The 18,278-nt window shown below is 71.6% G+C and carries 17 protein-coding genes; 7 read left to right on the top strand and 10 right to left on the bottom strand.

The features are described from left to right. The first annotated feature begins 167 nt into the window (after positions 1–167). From CQ044_RS07820 to CQ044_RS07810, 3 genes are read left to right on the top strand one after another with little or no spacing between them, the layout of a single operon-like run. Entirely contained in the window at positions 168–1,349 is a 1,182-nt protein-coding gene (locus tag CQ044_RS07820) for an ROK family protein (RefSeq protein ID WP_105687943.1), read from the top strand. Then, positions 1,346–2,341, top strand: coding sequence for a Gfo/Idh/MocA family protein (locus CQ044_RS07815; protein WP_105687942.1), 996 nt, complete (start codon positions 1,346–1,348; stop codon positions 2,339–2,341). Before CQ044_RS07820 ends, CQ044_RS07815 begins: the two co-directional genes overlap by 4 nt. Further along, the gene (locus CQ044_RS07810) at positions 2,338–3,363 is read left to right on the top strand and encodes a Gfo/Idh/MocA family protein (RefSeq protein ID WP_105687941.1); all 1,026 of its coding nucleotides are present in this window, start codon (positions 2,338–2,340) and stop codon (positions 3,361–3,363) included. Before CQ044_RS07815 ends, CQ044_RS07810 begins: the two co-directional genes overlap by 4 nt. Before the next feature lie 22 nt (positions 3,364–3,385). Here the strand turns inward: CQ044_RS07810 and CQ044_RS07805 are convergent, their stop codons facing one another. The 7 genes from CQ044_RS07805 to CQ044_RS07775 all read right to left on the bottom strand — a co-directional run bounded on the left by CQ044_RS07805 (position 3,386) and on the right by CQ044_RS07775 (position 11,324). Continuing rightward, on the bottom strand, positions 3,386–4,897 hold the full coding sequence (locus tag CQ044_RS07805; protein WP_105687940.1) for a lipase maturation factor family protein: 1,512 nt from the start codon (positions 4,895–4,897) through the stop codon (positions 3,386–3,388). Positions 4,898–5,304: 407 nt separating this feature from the next. Continuing rightward, positions 5,305–5,913, bottom strand: coding sequence for a DUF305 domain-containing protein (locus tag CQ044_RS07800; RefSeq protein ID WP_105687939.1), 609 nt, complete (start codon positions 5,911–5,913; stop codon positions 5,305–5,307). Positions 5,914–6,026: 113 nt separating this feature from the next. Next, positions 6,027–6,338 (bottom strand): hypothetical protein, encoded by a 312-nt coding sequence (locus CQ044_RS07795; RefSeq protein WP_146116757.1) that lies wholly within the window; start codon positions 6,336–6,338, stop codon positions 6,027–6,029. Between the two features lie 252 nt (positions 6,339–6,590). Beyond that, positions 6,591–7,520, bottom strand: coding sequence for a glycine betaine ABC transporter substrate-binding protein (locus CQ044_RS07790; protein ID WP_105687937.1), 930 nt, complete (start codon positions 7,518–7,520; stop codon positions 6,591–6,593). After that, on the bottom strand, positions 7,513–8,460 hold the full coding sequence (locus tag CQ044_RS07785; protein WP_105687936.1) for a proline/glycine betaine ABC transporter permease: 948 nt from the start codon (positions 8,458–8,460) through the stop codon (positions 7,513–7,515). The genes CQ044_RS07790 and CQ044_RS07785 overlap by 8 nt, the downstream gene beginning before the upstream one ends. Further along, positions 8,457–9,788, bottom strand: coding sequence for a glycine betaine/L-proline ABC transporter ATP-binding protein (locus CQ044_RS07780; RefSeq protein WP_105687935.1), 1,332 nt, complete (start codon positions 9,786–9,788; stop codon positions 8,457–8,459). The genes CQ044_RS07785 and CQ044_RS07780 overlap by 4 nt, the downstream gene beginning before the upstream one ends. 366 nt (positions 9,789–10,154) lie before the next feature. Continuing rightward, a complete protein-coding gene (locus CQ044_RS07775) occupies positions 10,155–11,324 on the bottom strand; it encodes a class I SAM-dependent methyltransferase (RefSeq protein ID WP_258133204.1) in 1,170 nt (389 codons plus the stop codon). Positions 11,325–11,558: 234 nt separating this feature from the next. Here CQ044_RS07775 and CQ044_RS07770 point away from each other — a divergent pair, with 234 nt between their 5' ends. Continuing rightward, positions 11,559–13,535 carry a DUF5107 domain-containing protein gene (locus CQ044_RS07770; RefSeq protein WP_105687933.1) on the top strand — a complete coding sequence of 659 codons (1,977 nt, stop codon included), beginning with the start codon at positions 11,559–11,561 and terminating at the stop codon, positions 13,533–13,535. Between the two features lie 176 nt (positions 13,536–13,711). Here CQ044_RS07770 and CQ044_RS07765 read toward each other — a convergent pair whose 3' ends face one another. Beyond that, positions 13,712–14,035: a helix-turn-helix transcriptional regulator gene (locus CQ044_RS07765; RefSeq protein WP_105687932.1), complete on the bottom strand. Its 324-nt coding sequence runs from the start codon at positions 14,033–14,035 to the stop codon at positions 13,712–13,714. A gap of 16 nt (positions 14,036–14,051) precedes the next feature. Here CQ044_RS07765 and CQ044_RS07760 point away from each other — a divergent pair, with 16 nt between their 5' ends. After that, on the top strand, positions 14,052–14,546 hold the full coding sequence (locus CQ044_RS07760) for an SRPBCC domain-containing protein (RefSeq protein ID WP_258133203.1): 495 nt from the start codon (positions 14,052–14,054) through the stop codon (positions 14,544–14,546). A gap of 26 nt (positions 14,547–14,572) precedes the next feature. On the opposite strand, the gene CQ044_RS07755 is transcribed toward CQ044_RS07760, so the two are convergent. Continuing rightward, complete coding sequence (locus CQ044_RS07755; protein ID WP_258133202.1) at positions 14,573–15,346, bottom strand: M15 family metallopeptidase; 774 nt, start codon at positions 15,344–15,346, stop codon at positions 14,573–14,575. A gap of 86 nt (positions 15,347–15,432) precedes the next feature. Here CQ044_RS07755 and CQ044_RS07750 point away from each other — a divergent pair, with 86 nt between their 5' ends. Together CQ044_RS07750 and CQ044_RS07740 are read left to right on the top strand one after the other, a co-directional pair. After that, entirely contained in the window at positions 15,433–16,185 is a 753-nt protein-coding gene (locus CQ044_RS07750) for a response regulator transcription factor (RefSeq protein WP_105687931.1), read from the top strand. Beyond that, complete coding sequence (locus tag CQ044_RS07740) at positions 16,178–17,365, top strand: HAMP domain-containing sensor histidine kinase (RefSeq protein WP_181158219.1); 1,188 nt, start codon at positions 16,178–16,180, stop codon at positions 17,363–17,365. The genes CQ044_RS07750 and CQ044_RS07740 overlap by 8 nt, the downstream gene beginning before the upstream one ends. A gap of 9 nt (positions 17,366–17,374) precedes the next feature. On the opposite strand, the gene CQ044_RS07735 is transcribed toward CQ044_RS07740, so the two are convergent. Continuing rightward, positions 17,375–18,229 (bottom strand): helix-turn-helix transcriptional regulator, encoded by an 855-nt coding sequence (locus CQ044_RS07735; protein WP_105687930.1) that lies wholly within the window; start codon positions 18,227–18,229, stop codon positions 17,375–17,377. Positions 18,230–18,278 lie beyond the last annotated feature (49 nt).

The following is an 18,278-nucleotide window of genomic DNA, read 5'->3' as shown; positions in this document are numbered from 1 at the left end:
GCCCTATTATGACATCACGATGTGATAATTAGTCAAGCGGCAGTTCACAACGAATCATGAGAACCGCGATACTCATTCTCAAGCGCCTCTACGGAACTTCTGAATTTCGTGAGGACGTTGTGCTATTTTGATCGCTACCACCGGCGCCGAGGACGAGAGGAAGCAGTGTGACCACTCCTGCACCGTCGTCGATCATCGCCCGATCCGCGCTCCAGCTGAGGGACAGCGGACCTGCGACGGTCAACGACCTCACCCTCACACTCGGCCTCTCCCGCACGTCCGTGGAGAACGCCGTGACGGCGCTCGGCGACGCCGGCCTGATCGTCGAGGCTCCCGCCGCCGCAGGGCGCGGAGCGGGCCGGCCCGCCCGCCGCTACGCGTTCGATGCGAACGCCGGGGCGGTCGTCGGCGTGGACATCGGCGTCGCGAGCGTGCGCGTCATCATCGCCGACCTCGCGGGGGCCGTGATCCTGCAGCGCACCTTCCCCGGTATCAGGGACGAACAGGACGGCGCGTCCAAGCTCGCGGCGGTCATCGCCGACATGAACACGACGCTCACCGACGCGAGGATCCCGGTCGCCCGCGTGCGCGCGATCGGCGTCGCCCTCCCCGGCATCGTGGACGACCAGGGCCGCGTCACCGCGTCGGTCGTCATCCCCGAGTGGTCGGGCATCGACATCGGATCCCACATCCGCCAGGTGTTCGACTGCCCCGTCGCGGTCGACAACGGCGTGCGCCTCGCCGCGGTCGCCGAGCATCATCTGGGCGTCGCCCAGCTCGTCGACGACGTGCTGTACCTGTCCGTGGGCAACCGCATCGCCATGGGTCTGCTTCTGGGCGGACGGCCGCGCCGCGGCATCCACAACGCGGCCGGCGACATCGGCAGGCACGCGTTCCGCGGCCTCGGATCCGAGACCGGGCAGATCACCTGGCGGACCGGGCAGACCGCTGCAGAGGTGTTCGGGCGTGCCAGGGACGGCGACGACGAGGCGCAGCAGGAGATCGACCGCTTCGTGACGGAGCTCGCGCACGGCATCGCGACCCTCGTGATGACGGTCGATCCGGCGATGATCGTGATCGGCGGCGGACTCTCCGCCGCGCACGGCCAGCTCCTGGATCCGCTGCGCGAGAGGCTCGCGCAGCACATCGCCCTGCCGTTCACCGTCCCGATCGCGGAGGCGAGGATGGGCGCGGAGGCCGCCGCGCACGGCGCCCTGGTACACGCGTTCCGGCGGCACGCGACCGCGATCTACGGCATCGAGGGCCTCGCGGTCCCCTCGATCACGCCGCTCCCCCCTGACGGATCCGCCGCTCCGGCGGATCCCCGACTCCCCGAGGAGGAACAGTGAGCACGCTCCGTGTCGGACTGATCGGCGCCGGCGGCATCTCCCGCGTGCACGCGGACGCCTGGCGCGCCCTCGGCGCGGAGGGCAGCGTGACCTCCCTGGTGGGCGCAGCGGCGATCGCCCAGGAGTACGGCTTCCGCGAGATCGCGGATGTCGACGAGCTCATCGACGCGGTCGACATCGTCGACATTGTCACGCCGAGCAGCACCCATGCGGACCTCGCCCTGCGGGCGATCGCCCGCGGACGCACGGTGATCTGCGAGAAGCCGCTCGCCTCGACCGCCGCGGAGGCCCGCGTGGTCGTCGCCGCCGCAGAGGCCGCGGGCGTGCGGCTGTTCCCCGCGCACGTCGTCCGCTACTTCGGCGAGTACGCGCGGATCAAGCAGGCCATCGACGACGGCCGCCTCGGCACGATCGCGGTGCAGCGCTTCAGCCGCGCCGGATCCGCTCCGCAGACGCCGTGGTTCTTCCGCGAGAGCACGGGAGGCGGCCTCATCCGGGATCTGATGATCCACGACATCGATCAGGCCATCTGGTTCGCCGGTCCCGTCGCGTCCGTGTACGCGGTGCAGAACCCGCCGACCATCGACGATGTGGTCCCCGCGCCGGTCACCTCGCATGTCGTCCTGACGCATCGCAACGGCGTGATCAGCCAGCTGCACGCGAGCTGGGTCGCACCGGGCATGCCGTTCCGGACCAGCGTCGAGGTCTCCGGATCCGCGGGCCGGATGCGGCATGACAGCGCAGAGGACCGCACGGCCAGGACCGACGCCGTGCTCACCGACGCCGCCACGGACTACCTGCCGCCGATGTCGCCGCAGGAGAGCCCGTACTTCGCCGAGATCGCGGACTTCCTCGACGCCCTCGCCACGGGCGGGCCGAGCAGGATCCCTCCCGCCGACGGCGTCGAGGCCGTGGCTGTCGCGGAGGCCGCCTACGCATCCATCGCGACGGGCGCCCCCGTCGCGCTCACCGACCAGGAGGTCTCCCGATGACCGGCGCCGCCCCGCTCCGCATCGCGGTGCTGTCGTTCGCGCACACCCACGCGCTGAGCTATGTGCACGCGCTGCGCGCCATGCCCGGCGTCGAGATCATCGCCACCGACCCCGACGGCGCGTCCGCTCCGGACGACGCGCCCCGCGGCGCGGCACTCGCGGCCGAGCTCGGCGTCGCCTACGTCGACGGCTACGAGGAGGCGTTCGCCTGGAAGCCGGATGCGGTCGTGATCGCCTCCGAGAACTCCCGCCATCGCGCACTGGTCGAGCGGGCCGCGGCCGCCGGGGCGCACGTGCTGTGCGAGAAGCCCCTCGCCACGTCCGTCGAGGACGCGACCGCGATGCGCGCGGCGTGCGAAGCCGCCGGCGTCACCCTGATGGTCGCCTTTCCCGTGCGGTTCGCTCCGTCCTACCGGGACGCCGTGGCGCAGCTCCGCAGCGGTCGCCTCGGCGCCGTGCTCGGCGTCGTCGGCGCCAACAACGGCAAGCTCCCGCAGGACCGCGCCTGGTTCACGGATCCGGTTCTCGCCGGCGGCGGCGCGCTCGTGGACCACGTCGTGCACTGCGCCGACCTCCTGGACGAGCTCCTCGGCGAGCGTCCGCACGCGGTGCGCGCCATCGCCAACCAGGCGCTCTACGGCGACCGGGACCTCGCGGTGGAGACCGGCGGAATGGTGACGCTGCAGTACCCGAGCGGCGTCATCGCGAGCATCGACTGCTCCTGGAGCTGGCCTGTCTCGTCTCCGACGTGGGGCGGGCTGACGCTGCAGATCGTCGCAGAGCGCGGGACGATCACCGTCAGCCCCTTCGCGCAGGGCGTCGCCGGCCACGACGCGCACGGCGAGACCTGGGACCCGGTGGGCGCCGACCTCGACGCGCTGCTGCTGGCCGAGTTCGTGGCGGCGATCCGCGAAGGTCGCCGACCCCAGCCCGACGGCGACGTCGGCGTGCGCACAGTCGAGATCGTCACGGCCGCACAGGCATCCGCAGCGCGCGGCGGCGAGGTCGTCGCCCTGCGCTGAGTGCCGCCGAACGCCGACCGCGCTAGCCGTCGCCCAGCGACAGCGGGCGCACCACCACCCGGCGGCGATCGCGGATCCACACGCGCCCGCTCTCGCGACGCTGGGCGCGCGTCGTGAACCGATAGCGGTAGGCGACGGCCCGCACCTGGCGCGGCCGCTCTCCCGCGAAGGGGTCGTGTCGTAGCAGCCGCAGCGTGGGCGCATCCGCCTCGAGAAGGCGCACGAGGAGCATCGCGAACCAGTCCTCGTACATCCGGCCCAGCGGCAGGAACCACATCAGCCAGTCCAGGCGCAGGTGGTACGGCGCGAACAGCCCTGGAATGCGGTGCAGCTCTCCCGGTTTGCCGCGGAAGCCGTACTCGCGCCACTCGCCCGCGTGCGGATCCGGGTCCGCATCCTGCTGCATCGTGCCCTCCACGACGATCTCGATCCGCTCCTTCGTGACGGTTCCGAAGGCGCCGTACGCGTTCGCGAGCTGCCAGCGGTTGAACGACGCGTTCATCGCCTGACTGCGCGAGAACAGGTTGCGCACCGCCGGCACCGAAAGCCACGCGTAGAGCACGGCCACCGCCGAGGTCACGACGAACCAGGGCAGCGACAGGCCGTCGATCGTCCACGGCAGGACCGTCGCCGCAGGGCGCGGCGCGCCCGTCGGGATCCCGACCGCGGAGAACGCGATCACGATGGTCGCCCAGTTCAGCCAGGCGAAGTTGCCGGTGAGGACGAGCCAGAGCTGCGTCGCGATGACCACGGCGGCGCCCGCCGCCCCCACGATCGCCGGCCAGGTCGCCGAGCCCGTCGACGCGCCGGGGATCCACAGACCCAGGATCGGCGCGAGCAGGAGCCAGGGCGCTCCGAGCTGCGCGATGTGGTTGCCGATCACCTCGAGGCGGTGGAACCACCGCGGCAGCAGGTGCGCCTGCCGGCTGAGCGGTCCCGGCATGGGCTGCGTCTCGTGGTGGTACATGAGCGCGGTGAGGTCGCGCCACTCGTGACCGCCGCGGATCTTGATCATCCCCGCGCCGAACTCGAGCCGGATCACGAGCCACCAGAACAGCACGATGATCAGGGTCGGCGGCGGCTGCGACGCGGATCCCAGGAACGCGGCGAGGAACCCGGCCTCGAGCAGCAGCATCTCCCAGCCGAAGCCGTAGAACGTCTGCCCGATCGAGGAGATCGACATGTACCCGAGCCACAGCAGCAGGAAGCACGCCATCGGCACCCACGGCGGCGCGAGCTGCGGCAGTCCTGCCACCAGCGTGGCCGACACGACGATCCCCGCGATGCACAGGGCCGCGAGCCGTCGGTCCGTGTACCGGACCCGAAGGAACAGCGTCGGCCGCAGGAGCCGGCGGGCGCGCGGGGAGGATCCGGCCCAGGCGAGGAGCTCCGGCGCCGGCAGCAGTCCGTGCTCGCCCAGCAGCGCGCGGAACTGGTTCAGCGTGCTGACGAAGGCGATCAGATACAGCGCCGCGATGCCCCGCTGGAGCACCTCACGCGCGAAGCCGAAGTCGACCGCCGCGAAGCCGTCCATACCGGAAGGCTACGCGCGCCCCCCGGATCCGGACAGGTGGTCTCCCCTGCCCTTCAGGTCTCCACCACCCACTTTCGAGTCGTCCCCATGAGCGCACCCCAGGGGCTCCGCTGACGGGGACGACCCGAAGGTGAGGAACCCGGGGTCCGGAACTGCGCCGGCCGGCACTTCGGGTCGTCCCCGTGAGCGCACCCCAGGGGCTCCGCTGAGGGGGACGACTCGAAGGTGGGGAACCCGGGGACCGGGCCTGCGCCGCCCGGCATTCCGGGTCGTCCCCGTGAGCGCACCCCAGGGGCTCCGCTGAGGGGGACGACCCGAAGGTGGGTGGCCTTCCCCTGCGCTCCGCACGCGACACCTGCACGACGTCGCGAACCGGGCCGGGCCCGCGAACCGGGCCGGGGCCCGGGTCAGAGCGCGGCGAGCAGGCTCTTCATCTCGGCGATCTCGGCGGTCTGGACGTCGATGATCGTGCTCGCGAGGGCGACGGCGAGGGGATCCGCGCCGTCCGCCTTCTCGGTGCGGGCCATCTCGACCGCACCCTCGTGGTGCACGATCATCTGCTGCAGGAACAGCCTCCCCGCCTCGGCACCAGGGGCCGCCTCGAGCGCCGCCATGTCGGCCTCGCTCATCATGCCGTCGCCGTGGCTCATGGATCCGGCCGACGCTGACGGCACGCCCCAATCGGCGAGCCAGCCGCGCATCTTCGTGATCTCGGGCGTCTGCGCGTCCTTGATCCTGGTCGCGAGGTCCACGACGCGTGCATCCACGCCGGTCTTGGCGAGGAGCGTGTCGCTCATGTCGATCGCCTGCTGGTGGTGATCGATCATCATGGTCGCGAACATCGCGTCGGCGTCATTCACGGAACCCTGGGCGGACCCGGTCGCCGGGGCGGTCGCGCCGTGCGACATCCCTGGCATCCCGGAGTGGTCGGTCGTGGGCGCGCAGGCAGTGAGGACGGCCCCGGCGAGGGCGATGGTCCCGATCGCGAGGGCGCGGTGGAGGGTGCGGATGGTCATGTCGTTCTCTGCTTTCGTCGTCGATGACGCGCGCCGCCGGACGGCGGGCGCGAAGCCGCTCCGGTGCGTCGGCCCGCGGAAACCGGGGACTGCGAGACGCACCGGGCATCGGCTCATCTGCGGCTGATGCAGAGCTCCGCGATACTCGGAGGGCGCGGATCCGCGGGATCGTTCGCCGGCGAGACGGCGACCCCTGCGGCGAGCACGGGACGGAGGTCCTCGGCGGGCGGCCCCGGTAGCGCGGCGGATGCGACCGGGGCGAGCACACAGGCCTCGGCCATCGCGGCGTGCTCGGCGCAGTCTGCGCACCCGTGACCGGGACCGGCCGCGGCGTCGTGGTCCGCCGCGATCGCGAGCACGCCCGCTTCGGCCGTCATCGCCGGCACCGCCGCCCCGGCCGGAGCCGACACCGAGTCCGCCGCCATCGCAGGCACCACCGCCCCGGCCATCGCCGCGTGCGCCCCGCCTCCGCGCCCGCCGCCGGGGACCCGTGCCCGGCGAGCACGTGCATCCCGAGGAGTCCGGCGATCAGCGCCACGACGAGGTGCAGGATCGCCCACGACCACGTCGACGACGTGCCCCCCGAGCGGATCCGATACCCCATGGGGGTACAGCATACCGGCCCCGATCCGGGAAGGACCGAGGCCGGTATCAGCGGGCGGCTGCCCTGCTGGGTGCTACTTCTGCACCCAGTCGAAGTCGCCGCCGTGCTCCTGGATCCACTTGTCGATCGCCTGGGGCTCCTTGCCCTCGCCGAACTGGTTCACGACCATGTCCTCGAGCGAGCCGTACTGCGCGTCGTCGAGCTTGATCTTCCCGATCATCTCCGCCACCTCGGGATGCTTCTCGGCGAAGCCCTTCGCGCCGAGGAAGTGCAGCCCCTCCGGCTTGCCCATCGCGCCCTTCGGATCCTTGAGGTCCTTCACGGGGAAGGCGCTGTTGGCCCAGAACGGCCGCCACAGGGTGACCGCGATGTCCTGCTTCTTCTCGGTCGCCGACTTCAGCTCGGTGAGCATCGCGGCGGTCGACGAGGTGACCAGCTGGTACTCGCCGTCCAGGCCGTACTCCGGCATCATCTTCTGGGTCTGCCCGGTGAGGCCGGCACCGGGCTCGATGCCGATGATCTTGCCGCCGAATTTCGAGGCGTTGCCCTTGAGCTGGTCGATCGAATCGATGTCGGAGTAGGTCGGCACCGCGATCGTGAGGCGGGCGTTGCCGTAGTAGGTGCCGAGGTCCTCGATCGACCCCTTGTACTGGTCCATGTACGCCTTCTGGGTCACCTCGGGCCACGCCGACGGGAAGACGTCCACGTCGCCCTGCGAGAGCCCCGCGTACAGCGGGCCCGCGTCGGACAGCGTCTGCATCTTGACGTCGTAGCCCATCTTGCCGAGCTGGTCCTGCAGCAGGTACGCGGTGCTCAGCCCGTCGGTCCAGCTGGGCAGGAAGCCGATCGTGATGGTCCCCTTGTCGCCGGAGCCCGTACCGTTCGACGGAGCCTTGCCCGCCATCTCGAGCGTGCCTCCTGCGCCGTCGCTCGCGCATCCGACCAGGGTGAGGGCGGCCGCGACACCGAGGGCGGCGAGGGCGGTGATCCTGCTCTTACGCATTCTGCAGCTCCTTCTCTTCGGCGGGCTGTTCCGGGGTGGTGACGGCGACGGCCGGAGCCGCCGCGAGGCGCCGCGCGGTGCGCCGGCGCGCCATCATCCCCAGCAGCGAGGCCGGGTGCTCGCCGAGCGACCCGAGCGAGGCGGTGACCCGGTCGAGGAAGACCGCGATCAGCACGACGCCGAGACCGGCCTCGACGCCCTTGGCGATGTTGACGGTCGAGATCGCCTCGACCACGAGCTTGCCGAGCCCGTCCGCACCGGCCATTCCGGCGATGACGGCCATCGACAGCGAGAGCATGATGACCTGGTTGACGCCGGCGAGGATCGTCGGCATCGCGAGCGGCAGCTGGATCCCGCGCAGGATCTGGCCCGGCGTCGCACCGAACGACTGTCCGGCCTCGACGGTCTCGGAGTCCACACCGCGGATACCGAGCTCGGTGAAGCGCACCCCCGGCGGCAGGGCGAAGATGACGGTGGCCACGAGGCCCGGCACGACGCCGATGCTGAAGAAGACGATCGCGGGGATGAGGTAGACGAAGGCGGGCATCGTCTGCATGAAGTCGAGTGCGGGCTTGAGCACCGCGCGCACGGTCGCGTTGCGCGCGGACCAGATGCCGAGCGGGATCGCGATCAGCACGGCGACCGCGCCGGCCACGAGCACCAGCGCGAGCGTCTGCATCGCGGGGACCCACAGGCCCATCGCGACGATGAGTCCGAACGAGATGACGGTGCCGATGGCCAGGCGCCAGGAGCGGACGAGCCACGCGATGAGCGCGGCGATGACGATGACGACGTAGAACCACGGCATCAGCAGCACGAAGCTCAGGCCGTCGACGAGGAACGACACCACCGTCGAGATGACGTGCAGCAGCCCGTCGAGGTTGGCCTTGATCCAGTCGACCGCGACGGCGACCCAGGATCCGATCGGAAGGACGTTCATCGGGTGACCTCCTCGGTCGGCGCGTCCGGTGTGTTCGGCGAGTGCGGCGTCTTCGGCGAAGTCTCGGCGGTCCAGCCGTCGTCGAGGACGGCGTCGACCTCCGCCTGCGGCAGCGGCAGCACCGGCAGGTTGATCTCGCCCGTGGCGCCCGAACCCGGGCCGAGTGCCGCGAGCAGGGTGATGCGCGGGATGACGCCGACGAGGCGGCCCTCCGCGTCGGCCACAGCGAGCGGCAGCGGCGACTCGACCGCGGGGATGAACAGGTTCATCAGGATCTCGTCCTCGTCGACCACCTGGGCCGCGGGCTTGAGCACCGAGGTGAGGGTGCTCTCGCCGCGGCGGATCAGCTTGACGACGTCGCGGTCGGTGACGATTCCGATGAGCTTGCGGTCGCGGCCGACGACGTACGTCGCCGACATGAACGCGTCGCGCATCTGCTTGAGCGCGGTGCGAGGGCCGGCATTCTCGGAGACGACGGGGCGCGGGCGCTCCATGACGTTCGCGGCGGTGAGCACGCGGGCGCGATCGACGTCCTGCACGAACTGCTCGACGTAGCTGTTGGCCGGGTCGGTGAGGATGTCCTCCGGCGTGCCGATCTGCACGATGCGGCCGTCGCGCATCACGGCGATGCGATCGCCGAGGAACATGGCCTCGTTCAGATCGTGCGTGATGAACACGATGGTCTTCTGCAGCTTCTGCTGCAGTTCGAGCAGCTGCTCCTGCATCTCCCGGCGGATGAGCGGATCCAGCGCACTGAACGCCTCGTCCATCAGCAGGATGTCGGTGTCGGCGGCGAGCGCACGGGCGATGCCGACGCGCTGCTGCATGCCTCCGGAGAGCTCGGAGGGCAGCTTCTCGCCCTGCCCCTCCAGGCCGACGAGGCCCAGGATCTCCTCGGCCTTGGCCAGGCGCTCCGCTTTGCCGACGCCCTTGAGCTCGAGCGGGTACGCCACGTTCGCGGCGACGGTGCGGTGAGGCAGCAGGGCGAAGTGCTGGAACACCATCGAGACGCGGTCCCGGCGGATCTCGCGCAGGCGCGAGGCCGGAATGCCGGTGATCGGATCTCCCGCGACGAGGACGGATCCGTCCGTCGCGTCGTGCAGGCCATTGAGCATGCGGATGATGGTGGACTTGCCGGATCCGGACAGTCCCATGATGACGAAGATCTCACCGCGGTTGACGGTGAAGCTCGCGTCGATGACGGCGGCGGTGCCGGCGTCGGCGACCTCGGATCGGCTCTCGCCGGCCTTCAGCCGGCGGATGGCCTGGTTCGGATTCTTCCCGAACACCTTGAACAGATGACGCGCTTCCAGAGCGGTTTCGGACACGTTTCCCCCGCGGCCTCACCCATCGGGGAGGCCTGCATCGGTCTCGCCCGGGTGATGATCACAGGGCCGTTTCGAAGGAAGCCATGCTGGCGGCGCAGGAGGAGGATTTCGGATCCTCAGCAGAGATCATCGACCGTACGCCCACGCCTCTTCGTGCACAGCAGAATCGAAAGAAGGACGCGGCCGCGGACTGGTCTTGGGCCGTCAGGCCCGCATTCCAACGTAACGAGAACCTGATCCCGTGGCAAATCCGAGGTCGATGACGTAGGGTGTGCGCGCTCGTTCGGGGGCTGGATCTGGGCTGGATCTGGGCTGATTCGGGGGCTTGTTCCCGGGCTGGTTCGAGGCTCGCGGCGCCGGGCGCGCTCAGCGCCGGACGGACCGCGTCACCGTGAACTTCGGGGTGCGCGCGAGCTGTTCCGTGTCACCGACGGCGGCGGCGAGCGCACGACGGTGGTCGAGGTGCGAGTTGAACACGGTCCAGACCTCTCCGCCGGGGCGGAGCACCCGCGCGGCAGCGTCGATGAGGCGGCGCCCGGCGCCCTCGTGCACGGTCGCGCCGAGGTGGAACGGCGGATTCAGCAGCACGAGGTCGACGGATCCGTCGGGGATCTCGGATCCCGCGTCGTCGAGCGTCACGGTCACCCGATCGGCGACCCCGTTCGCGACCATCGTGGCGCGGGCCGAGCGCACCGCGGCAGCGGAACGGTCGGTCGCGATGATGCGGGCGTCGGGAACCGCGAGCGCGAGAGACGCCGCGAGCGCGCCCGTTCCGCAGCCCAGATCGACGGCCGTGAACCCGTCGCGCTGGGCGAGCCCGGTGGGTGCGGTAAGCCCGGCGAGTTCGGCGGCGCGGTCGCGCATCACGTCGAGCAGTACGCGCGTGCCGATGTCGATGCGGTCTCCGGCGAACGCCCCGCCGTGCGCGCACAGCGTGAGGCCGTATTCGGGATGCGTCGTCGACACCGGGAACGGCGGATCCTGCGGCACGGGCAGCGGATCCGTCGCGACGATCAGGCGCGACTTCCGCTCCGCACGCTGCGGCTGCACCCTGCCGAAGTAACGGGCGAGCAGGTCGTTCTGCGCCAATGTCATGTGCTTCACGCGTCCGCCGGCGAGCAGCACGGCATCGGGCGCCGCGGCGCGCGCGACCGTGTCCGCGATCTCCTCGAGCTCGGCGAGACCCTTCGGAAGCTGCAGCAGCACGAGCCGCGCCCCGCGCAGCAGCTCGGCATCGAGCTCGTGCGCGTCGAAGCCCGTCGCCTCGAGCTCGGCCGCGTTGCGCGCGAGTGCCCGGCGTCCGGTCACCAGGTCCTGGTGCACGCGCACGCCGTCAAGGCCGGCCGCGGTCAGCGCCAGCGTGAGCGCGCCGTACCCATCGCCGATGATCGCGATCGCGGATCCGTCGATCCCGCGCTCGGCCGCCAAGGTCAGCGCCCGCGCGACGAGCAGTTCGTCCGTCGCGTCCCACGCCTGAAGGTTCGGCGCCTCCACGTCGGGGAACCGACGCAGCCGCGCATACGGGAACTCGGGCACCCGCCCAGCGTACGCGCCCCCACGACCCCACCACCTTCGGGTCGTCCCCCTGAGCGCACGCTCCGGGCTCCGCTCACGGGGACGACTCGGAGATGTGGTGAGGGCGGATCCGGGTCGTCCCCGTGAGCGCACGCCAGGGGCTCCGCTGACAGGGACGACCCGAAGATGAAGGAACCGCGGATCCGGGGGTGAGGGCTTCCGGGGGCATAGGCGGAGCGGGGATACTGGTCCACGATGAGCGCAACGTTGACCGTCACCCAGGTCGTCCTCCCCACCGCCCCTGTCGGATCCTCGAACCCCCTCCCCGCGATCGCGGCGATGCCGGAGGCGCCCTACCAGGCCACGACGGAGGGCCTTCCCGCCGAGATGGCGGCGAACATCCGGTACGGGCAGGTCACGTCGATCCATCCGTACCTGCTCCAGGACGGCTACGACCGCGAGCGCACACCCGCGCCGATGCGCGTCGCGGTGCTGGAGAACGAGCAGCTGCGGGCGGAGTTCGCCCTCGACCTCGGCGGACGCCTCGTGCGCCTCTTCGACAAGACCACAGGGCGCGACCTCGTGTACCGCAATGCGATCCAGCAGCCGGCGAACCTGGCCCTCCGCGATGCCTGGTTCTCCGGCGGCGCGGAGTGGAACATCGGCATGCGCGGGCACTGGCCGCTGACCTGCTCCCCGCTGTACGCCGCCGAGATCACCGGCGCCGACGGAGAGCCGATCCTGCGGATGTGGGAGTACGAGCGCGTGCGCGGGCTGATCGTGCAGCTCGACGCGACGCTCGACGGCACCGCCCTGCACGTGCGGGTTCGGGTGCGCAACCCCCGCGAGCGCGAGACCGGGATGTACTGGTGGACCAACATCGCCGTCGCGCAGAGCGAGGGCAGCCGGGTGTTCGCCCCGGCGACCCACGCGTACATGACCGGCTACGACGGCACGCTCGGCCGGGTGGACCTGACGGAGACGGATCCGCGCCTCCCCGCATCCGCGCCCGCCGCCGCGGACTACTTCTTCGACCTCGCCCCGGGCCTCGCGGCGGACGCCGCCGGCGACGACGCCGCGCCGTCGCCCCGCCCCTGGATCGCCGCGGTCGACGCGGACGGATCCGGCCTCGCGCACATCTCGACCGCGCGCCTGCTCGGCCGCAAGCTCTTCGTCTGGGGCGACACCCCTGGCGGACGGAACTGGTGCGACTGGCTCGGCGGCGAGACCGGCGCCTACTTCGAGATCCAGGCCGGGCTCGCCGCCACGCAGTACGAGCACCTGCGCATGCCGGGAGGTGCGACGTGGGAGTGGACCGAGACCTTCCTGCCGCTGCAGCTCGCGGATCCGCGCCTCGACGGCGCCTGGACCGAGGACGTCGCGACGGTCGGCGCCCAGGTGCTGCAGACGGCTGACGCGGCCGGATCCGCCGGCATCGCGCGGCTCGAGGCCGCCGCCGACCTGGCTCCGGACGCCCTGCTCTCGGTCGGTTCGCCCTGGGGCGCGCTCGAGCAGCAGCTCGCCGCGCGAACGGGCTCGGCGTTCGACCCTCTCGCCGGCGTGCGGTTCGTCCGCGACGGCGAGGAGGGCGCCTACTGGGCAGGGCTCCTCGACGACGCGCCCGCGGGCACCACGGAGCCGGATCCGTCCGAGGCTCCCGCCTCTTATGTCGTCGGGGACGAGTGGGATCACCTGCTCGCCGAGGCCCCCGCCACCTGGCTGACGCATTACCACCGCGCCGTCTCCGCTCACACGCGGGGCGAGCACGGCACCGCGATCTCGCACTACGAGGCGTCGCTCCGCCATCGGCGCAACGCCTGGGCCCTGCGCGGACTCGCGCTGGCGCTGCGCGAGTCCGACGGCGGCGGCACCGCGGCGCAGGAGCAGGGCGTCGGCCGGCTCGCCGAGGCGCGCGAACTGGCCCCCGACCTCGTCCCGCTCACCCTCGAGCTCGCCGAGGCGCTGCTCGCCGACGGGCGCGCGGACGAGGTGCGCACCCTGCTCGGGACCCTGCCCGCGGAGACGCGCGAGCTCGGCCGGTTCCGCGTGGTGGAGATCCGCGCCGCCCTCGCCGCCGGAGACCGGGAGACGGCGGGCCGGATCCTCGAGGGCCGCTTCGAGGTGCCCAACCTCCGCGAGGGCGAACTGAGCATGTCCGCGCTGTGGCACGAGGCCTTCCCCGACCGCCCCGTGCCGGCCTGGTACGACTTCGAGATGGCCCCGGAGAGCTGAGGATCCGAGCTAGGGGACAGACGCCGAGGGGCGCGCTGGTGCGAAACTCAGTCGATCCGGGCCGCCTGGTGGAGAATTCGATGCTCGGGCACCGTATCGACTGAGTTCGGAACGCGGCCTCGACGCCCCTCCGCCGCCCGAGGGCCCCGCCCCGGCCTGAAATCCCGGCCCCGTCGTCAGCCCCGGTCGAGGTCGTCCAGCAGCTGGACGGCAGCCGCGGCGTAGGCCCCGATCCAGCGATCGTGGATCCGCTTGATGGGCAGCGGGGCGAGCGTGAGGTGCCGCTCCCTGCCCTCGCGGCGCCCGATCACGAGCTCGGCGCGCTCGAGCACTTTCAGGTGCTGCAGCACCGTGGTGCGGTCGAGCTCGAGGAAGCACGCGCAGAGCTCGCCCGTGGTTCGCGGCGCCTCGCGCAGGGCATCGAGCATCCTGCGCCGGATGGGGGCGGCGAGTGCCTTGAAGACGAGATCGTCGTCGCCGGTTCCCCTCTCCGAATTCATGTTGTAATCTTACAACATGTCTCAGATCGAAGTCACTGCGGACATGGCTCCGCTCAGCGAATTGTCCTTCTCCGTCTCGGGCCGCGTCTCCCGGCCACCGGCGGAGGTCTACGAGGCCGTCGCCGATCCGGCGCAGCTCTCGCGCTATTTCACCACCGGCGGCGCACAGGGCCGCCTCGAGCCCGACGCCGATGTCAGCTGGGACTTCGCCGATTTCCCCGGCCGCTTCCCGGTCGTGGTGATCGAGGCCAAAGCGCCGGAGCGCATCGTGATCGAGTGGGCGGCCGCGCCCGGCAGCAACGACACCGGCACCACGCGCACGGTGTTCGAGTTCGCCCCGATCGACGACGGCGCGCGCACGCTCGTCACGATCACGGAGTCGACCTGGCGGGCGACCGCGGGGGGAGCGAAGAGCGCCTTCGGCAACTGCGAGGGATGGACCGGCATGCTTGCGGCCCTCAAGGTCTGGCTCGAGCACGGCATCAACCTGCGCGACGGCTTCTATAAGTAGAGGGCCTGGGCAGGCCGAACCGCCGCTCACCCGCGCATGCGGGGATCCTCGGTCGGATCGCGGAACATCGGCGGGCATCCCTGGTCGATCGCCGAGGGGCTCAGCTCGAAGTGCCAGGCCTCGTTGTCGTACGTGCGGCAAAGCCCGAACTGCGCACCGTGGCGGTTCAGCCAGTCCGCCGAGTCGTACGGACCGATATCGACCGCCTGACCCTTGACGTGCTGAGAGGTCTCCGGAGTGCCCACCCAGCGCGCCGCCTTGGCCTCGGATCCGTAGGTGCGCACGGCGTCGCGCAGGAGCCACGCCTGATACGCCTTCGAGCGCCAGCCGCTCGCCACGCGCAGCTCGAGCCCATCCTCCTCTGCGGCGGCGAGCGCCTGCCCGAGGGCCTCGCGCAGTCCGGGATCCAGGTTCGTCACCGCCGGCACCGAATCCGACAGCGACACGGAGTCGCCGTCGGCGAGGTAGCCGTCGTCGACGGTCGGCGTCCCGCCGCTGCGTGCCGAGGCGGACCCGTCACCCCCGCCCGCCGTGACCGCACCCGTGCTCGGATAGTCCGGCCGCGACGCGACGGCGGCCGTGATCACGGCCGCCGCGGTGCCGGCGCCCAGCGTGGCGAGCACCGTCAGCGTCACGACGATCCGGAACAGTCGCGGACGTCGCAGGGACTTCCGCGGCTGCATGTGCTGCGGGACGGGAGTCAGCGCCGCGGTGGGCGCGCCGTCGTCGTGTGGATCCCGATGCAGGATCCGGTCCGGCGCGGATCCGGGTCGGAGCGGAGCAGAGGTGTTCGTGTCCATGCCTCCACCCCATCGAGTCGGACGTTGCCCGGCCGTACGCGATTTCGCATACGCCGGCGATATGCCGGTGTGCTTAGGCTTCTGGCATGCGTGTGCTGATCGTGGAGGACGAACCCGCCCTGGCCGGAGCGGTCCGTGATGGGCTGCGTCTCGCGGCGATCGCCGCGGACACCGCCGGAGACGGGCACGTCGCCCTGGAGATGCTGGACATCAACGCCTACGACGTGGCGGTGCTCGACCGGGACATCCCGGGTCCCAGCGGCGATGCCATCGCGCAGGCGATCGTCGCCTCCGGATCCGGACTGCCCATCCTCATGCTCACGGCCGCCGATCGCCTGGACGACAAGGCGAGCGGCTTCGAGCTCGGCGCCGACGACTACCTGACGAAGCCGTTCGAGATGCGCGAGCTGATCCTGCGGATCAGGGCGCTGGCGCGCCGCGCCCCACGGTCGACGCCGCCCGTGCACGAGCTGGCCGGGATCCGGCTCGACCCGTTCCGCCGCGAGGTCTACCGCGACGGGCGCTACGTCGCCCTGACCCGCAAGCAGTTCGCCGTGCTGCAGGTGCTCGTCGAGGCCGGCGGCGGAGTGATCAGCGCGGAGGAGCTGCTCGAACGCGCCTGGGACGAGAACGCGGATCCGTTCACGAACGCGGTGCGCATCACGGTGTCGTCGCTGCGCAAACGGCTCGGCGAGCCCTGGGTGATCCTCACGGTGCCGGGCGTCGGCTACCGGATCGACACGGAGGGGACCGGCTCAGACGCCCGCGACGAGGACGAGACCTTGGACATGGACACAGCCGAGGATGCGACGACGCCGGGACGGACGGGGAATGCCTGACGCGCCGCCGAGCCCCGCGGTCCCTCCGAGTCCCGCGGCCCCTCCGAGTCCCGCGGCCCCTCCGAGTCCCGCGCTCCCCCTGCGCACCGCCAGGGCCGTCGGGCTGTCCGTCCGCTGGCGTCTCACGCTCAGCTACGTGGCGCTCGTGGCCGTGGCCGGCGCCGTGCTGCTCGGCGTCGTCGCGCTGTGGCTCCTGCGCTACGTGCCGGAAGGAACGGTCTACAGCACAGACCCGATCGCGGGGACGACCTGGGAGCCGAACCGCACGGACATCATCCGCGCGTTCGTGCCGCCGGCCACCTGGGCGTTCCTCGGGCTCATCGCGCTCGGCGTGCTCGGCGGCTGGTTCCTCGCCGGCCGGGTGCTCCGCCCCCTCACCGTGATCGGCGAGACCGCGCAGGCGGTGCGCGACGGCGACCTCGACGCGCGGATCGCACTGCCGGGCCGCGACGACGAGTTCCGCCGCCTGGCCGACGTGTTCGACGGCATGCTCGACCGGATCCAGCACGACATGGAGCGCGAGCGCCGGTTCGCGGCGAGCGCGTCGCATGAGCTGCGCACGCCGCTCGCGATCACCCGCGCCCTGCTCGACGTCGCCGAGGCGGATCCGGATCCGGACGTCCCGCAGCTGCTCGTGCGCCTCCGCGCCGCGAACGAGCGTGCGATCGCGCTCACCGAGGCGCTCCTGCTGCTCACCCGGCTGGACGCGCGCCCGCCGGCACGCACCCCGGTCGACCTCTCGCTCGCCGCCGAGGGCGCGGTCGAGCTGCTGCACGACGTCGCAGCCGCCCACGATGTGCGGCTCGACGTGGTCGGCGATCCGGTCATCGTGCACGGGGACGCGGCGTTGCTCGACCAGCTCGCCCTGAACCTCGTGCAGAACGCGCTCGTGCACAACCTGCACTCCGGCGGATCCGCGTCCGTGCGCACGGTCAGCCTCGGCGGCCAGGGCGCGCTCGTCGTGGAGAACACCGGAGAACGGCTCGACCCCGGGGTGGTCGCGACCCTCGTCGAGCCGTTCCAGCGCGGCGCCGGCCGCACGCGCGATGGCGGGCACGGCGGATCCGGCCTTGGGCTGGCGATCGCGGGCTCGATCGTCGAGGTGCTGGGCGGATCCCTCGTCCTGACCGCGCGACCGGAGGGCGGCCTGCGCGTCGAGGCGACCTTCCCGCTCTCCTGAGGCAGCTCGTCAGCGCTGTTCGGCCGCCGCCTCGAACCGCTGCGCGCCGATCACGGACAGCAGCTGCAGCTTGTGCCAGCCGTCCGTGCGCGGCGGCGCGGTGAGCACGAGCAGGGCCTGCGACTGGTCCTCGGTGAAGAGCGCCTGGCAGTCGAGTTCGATCGGCCCGAGTTCGGGGTGCACCAGGGTCTTGTGATCCTCGAAGCGGACGGCGACCTCGTGCCGATCCCAGAGCTCGGCGAACTCGGGACTCTCCGCCTGCAGCGCGCGCACGAGTTCGCCCGCCCGTGATCTGGCCCCCATCGCGCCGTACGCGGCGCGCAGCCCCGCGACCTGCGCTCGGGCGTGCCGCGCCTGGTCCTCCTCCGGATACACCGACCGGGCGGCGGGATCCGTGAACCAGCGGTAGACGTCGCTGCGGGCGAGCCCGGTGCGCTCGGACGGATCGCCGAGAAGGGCCTGCGCCATCCGGTTGGCCACGAGCGTCTCGCCGAGGTTCGACAGGACGAGCGCCGGGGTGTCCTCGAGGCGGTCGAGCACCCTGAGCAGAGCCGGCGCGACGTGCGGCAGCGTGCTGTGCCGGTCGGGCGCCGAGTGCCCCGCCGTGCGGAACAGGTAGTCGCGCTCGTCGGAGGTGAGCCGCAGGGCGCGGGCGAGGGCGGCGAGCATCTGCTCGCTCGGCTGCGGTCCGCGCCGCTGCTCGAGGCGCGTGTAGTAGTCGACGGACATGCCGGTGAGCTGGGCGACCTCTTCGCGGCGGAGGCCCTGCGCCCGTCGGCGCGCACCCTCATGCAGGCCTACGTCGCCGGGACGCAGCGCCTCCCTGCGACGGCGCAGGAAGTCGGCGAGGGCGATGCGGTCCATGGATCCATTGTCCGGCGTCGGGGGATCCGCAAACAGGGATCGCGGATCC

The organism is Microbacterium sp. MYb64, from assembly GCF_002979495.1.
Lineage (GTDB): Bacteria > Actinomycetota > Actinomycetes > Actinomycetales > Microbacteriaceae > Microbacterium > Microbacterium azadirachtae_A.
Note: the sequence above shows the minus strand (reverse complement) of the source record. Positions and strands in the feature narration are given on the sequence as shown.

Bases quoted from the DNA above. Each gene is read 5' to 3' on its own strand.
- CQ044_RS07810 (WP_105687941.1), top strand. From the start codon at position 2,338: ATGACCGGCGCCGCCCCGCTCCGCATCGCGGTGCTGTCGTTCGCGCAC.
- CQ044_RS07805 (WP_105687940.1), bottom strand. From the start codon at position 4,897: ATGGACGGCTTCGCGGCGGTCGACTTCGGCTTCGCGCGTGAGGTGCTC.
- CQ044_RS07800 (WP_105687939.1), bottom strand. From the start codon at position 5,913: ATGACCATCCGCACCCTCCACCGCGCCCTCGCGATCGGGACCATCGCC.
- CQ044_RS07795 (WP_146116757.1), bottom strand. From the start codon at position 6,338: ATGGCGGCGGACTCGGTGTCGGCTCCGGCCGGGGCGGCGGTGCCGGCG.
- CQ044_RS07790 (WP_105687937.1), bottom strand. From the start codon at position 7,520: ATGCGTAAGAGCAGGATCACCGCCCTCGCCGCCCTCGGTGTCGCGGCC.
- CQ044_RS07785 (WP_105687936.1), bottom strand. From the start codon at position 8,460: ATGAACGTCCTTCCGATCGGATCCTGGGTCGCCGTCGCGGTCGACTGG.
- CQ044_RS07770 (WP_105687933.1), top strand. From the start codon at position 11,559: ATGAGCGCAACGTTGACCGTCACCCAGGTCGTCCTCCCCACCGCCCCT.
- CQ044_RS07765 (WP_105687932.1), bottom strand. From the start codon at position 14,035: ATGAATTCGGAGAGGGGAACCGGCGACGACGATCTCGTCTTCAAGGCA.
- CQ044_RS07760 (WP_258133203.1), top strand. From the start codon at position 14,052: ATGTCTCAGATCGAAGTCACTGCGGACATGGCTCCGCTCAGCGAATTG.
- CQ044_RS07755 (WP_258133202.1), bottom strand. From the start codon at position 15,346: ATGGACACGAACACCTCTGCTCCGCTCCGACCCGGATCCGCGCCGGAC.
- CQ044_RS07750 (WP_105687931.1), top strand. From the start codon at position 15,433: ATGCGTGTGCTGATCGTGGAGGACGAACCCGCCCTGGCCGGAGCGGTC.
- CQ044_RS07740 (WP_181158219.1), top strand. From the start codon at position 16,178: ATGCCTGACGCGCCGCCGAGCCCCGCGGTCCCTCCGAGTCCCGCGGCC.
- CQ044_RS07735 (WP_105687930.1), bottom strand. From the start codon at position 18,229: ATGGACCGCATCGCCCTCGCCGACTTCCTGCGCCGTCGCAGGGAGGCG.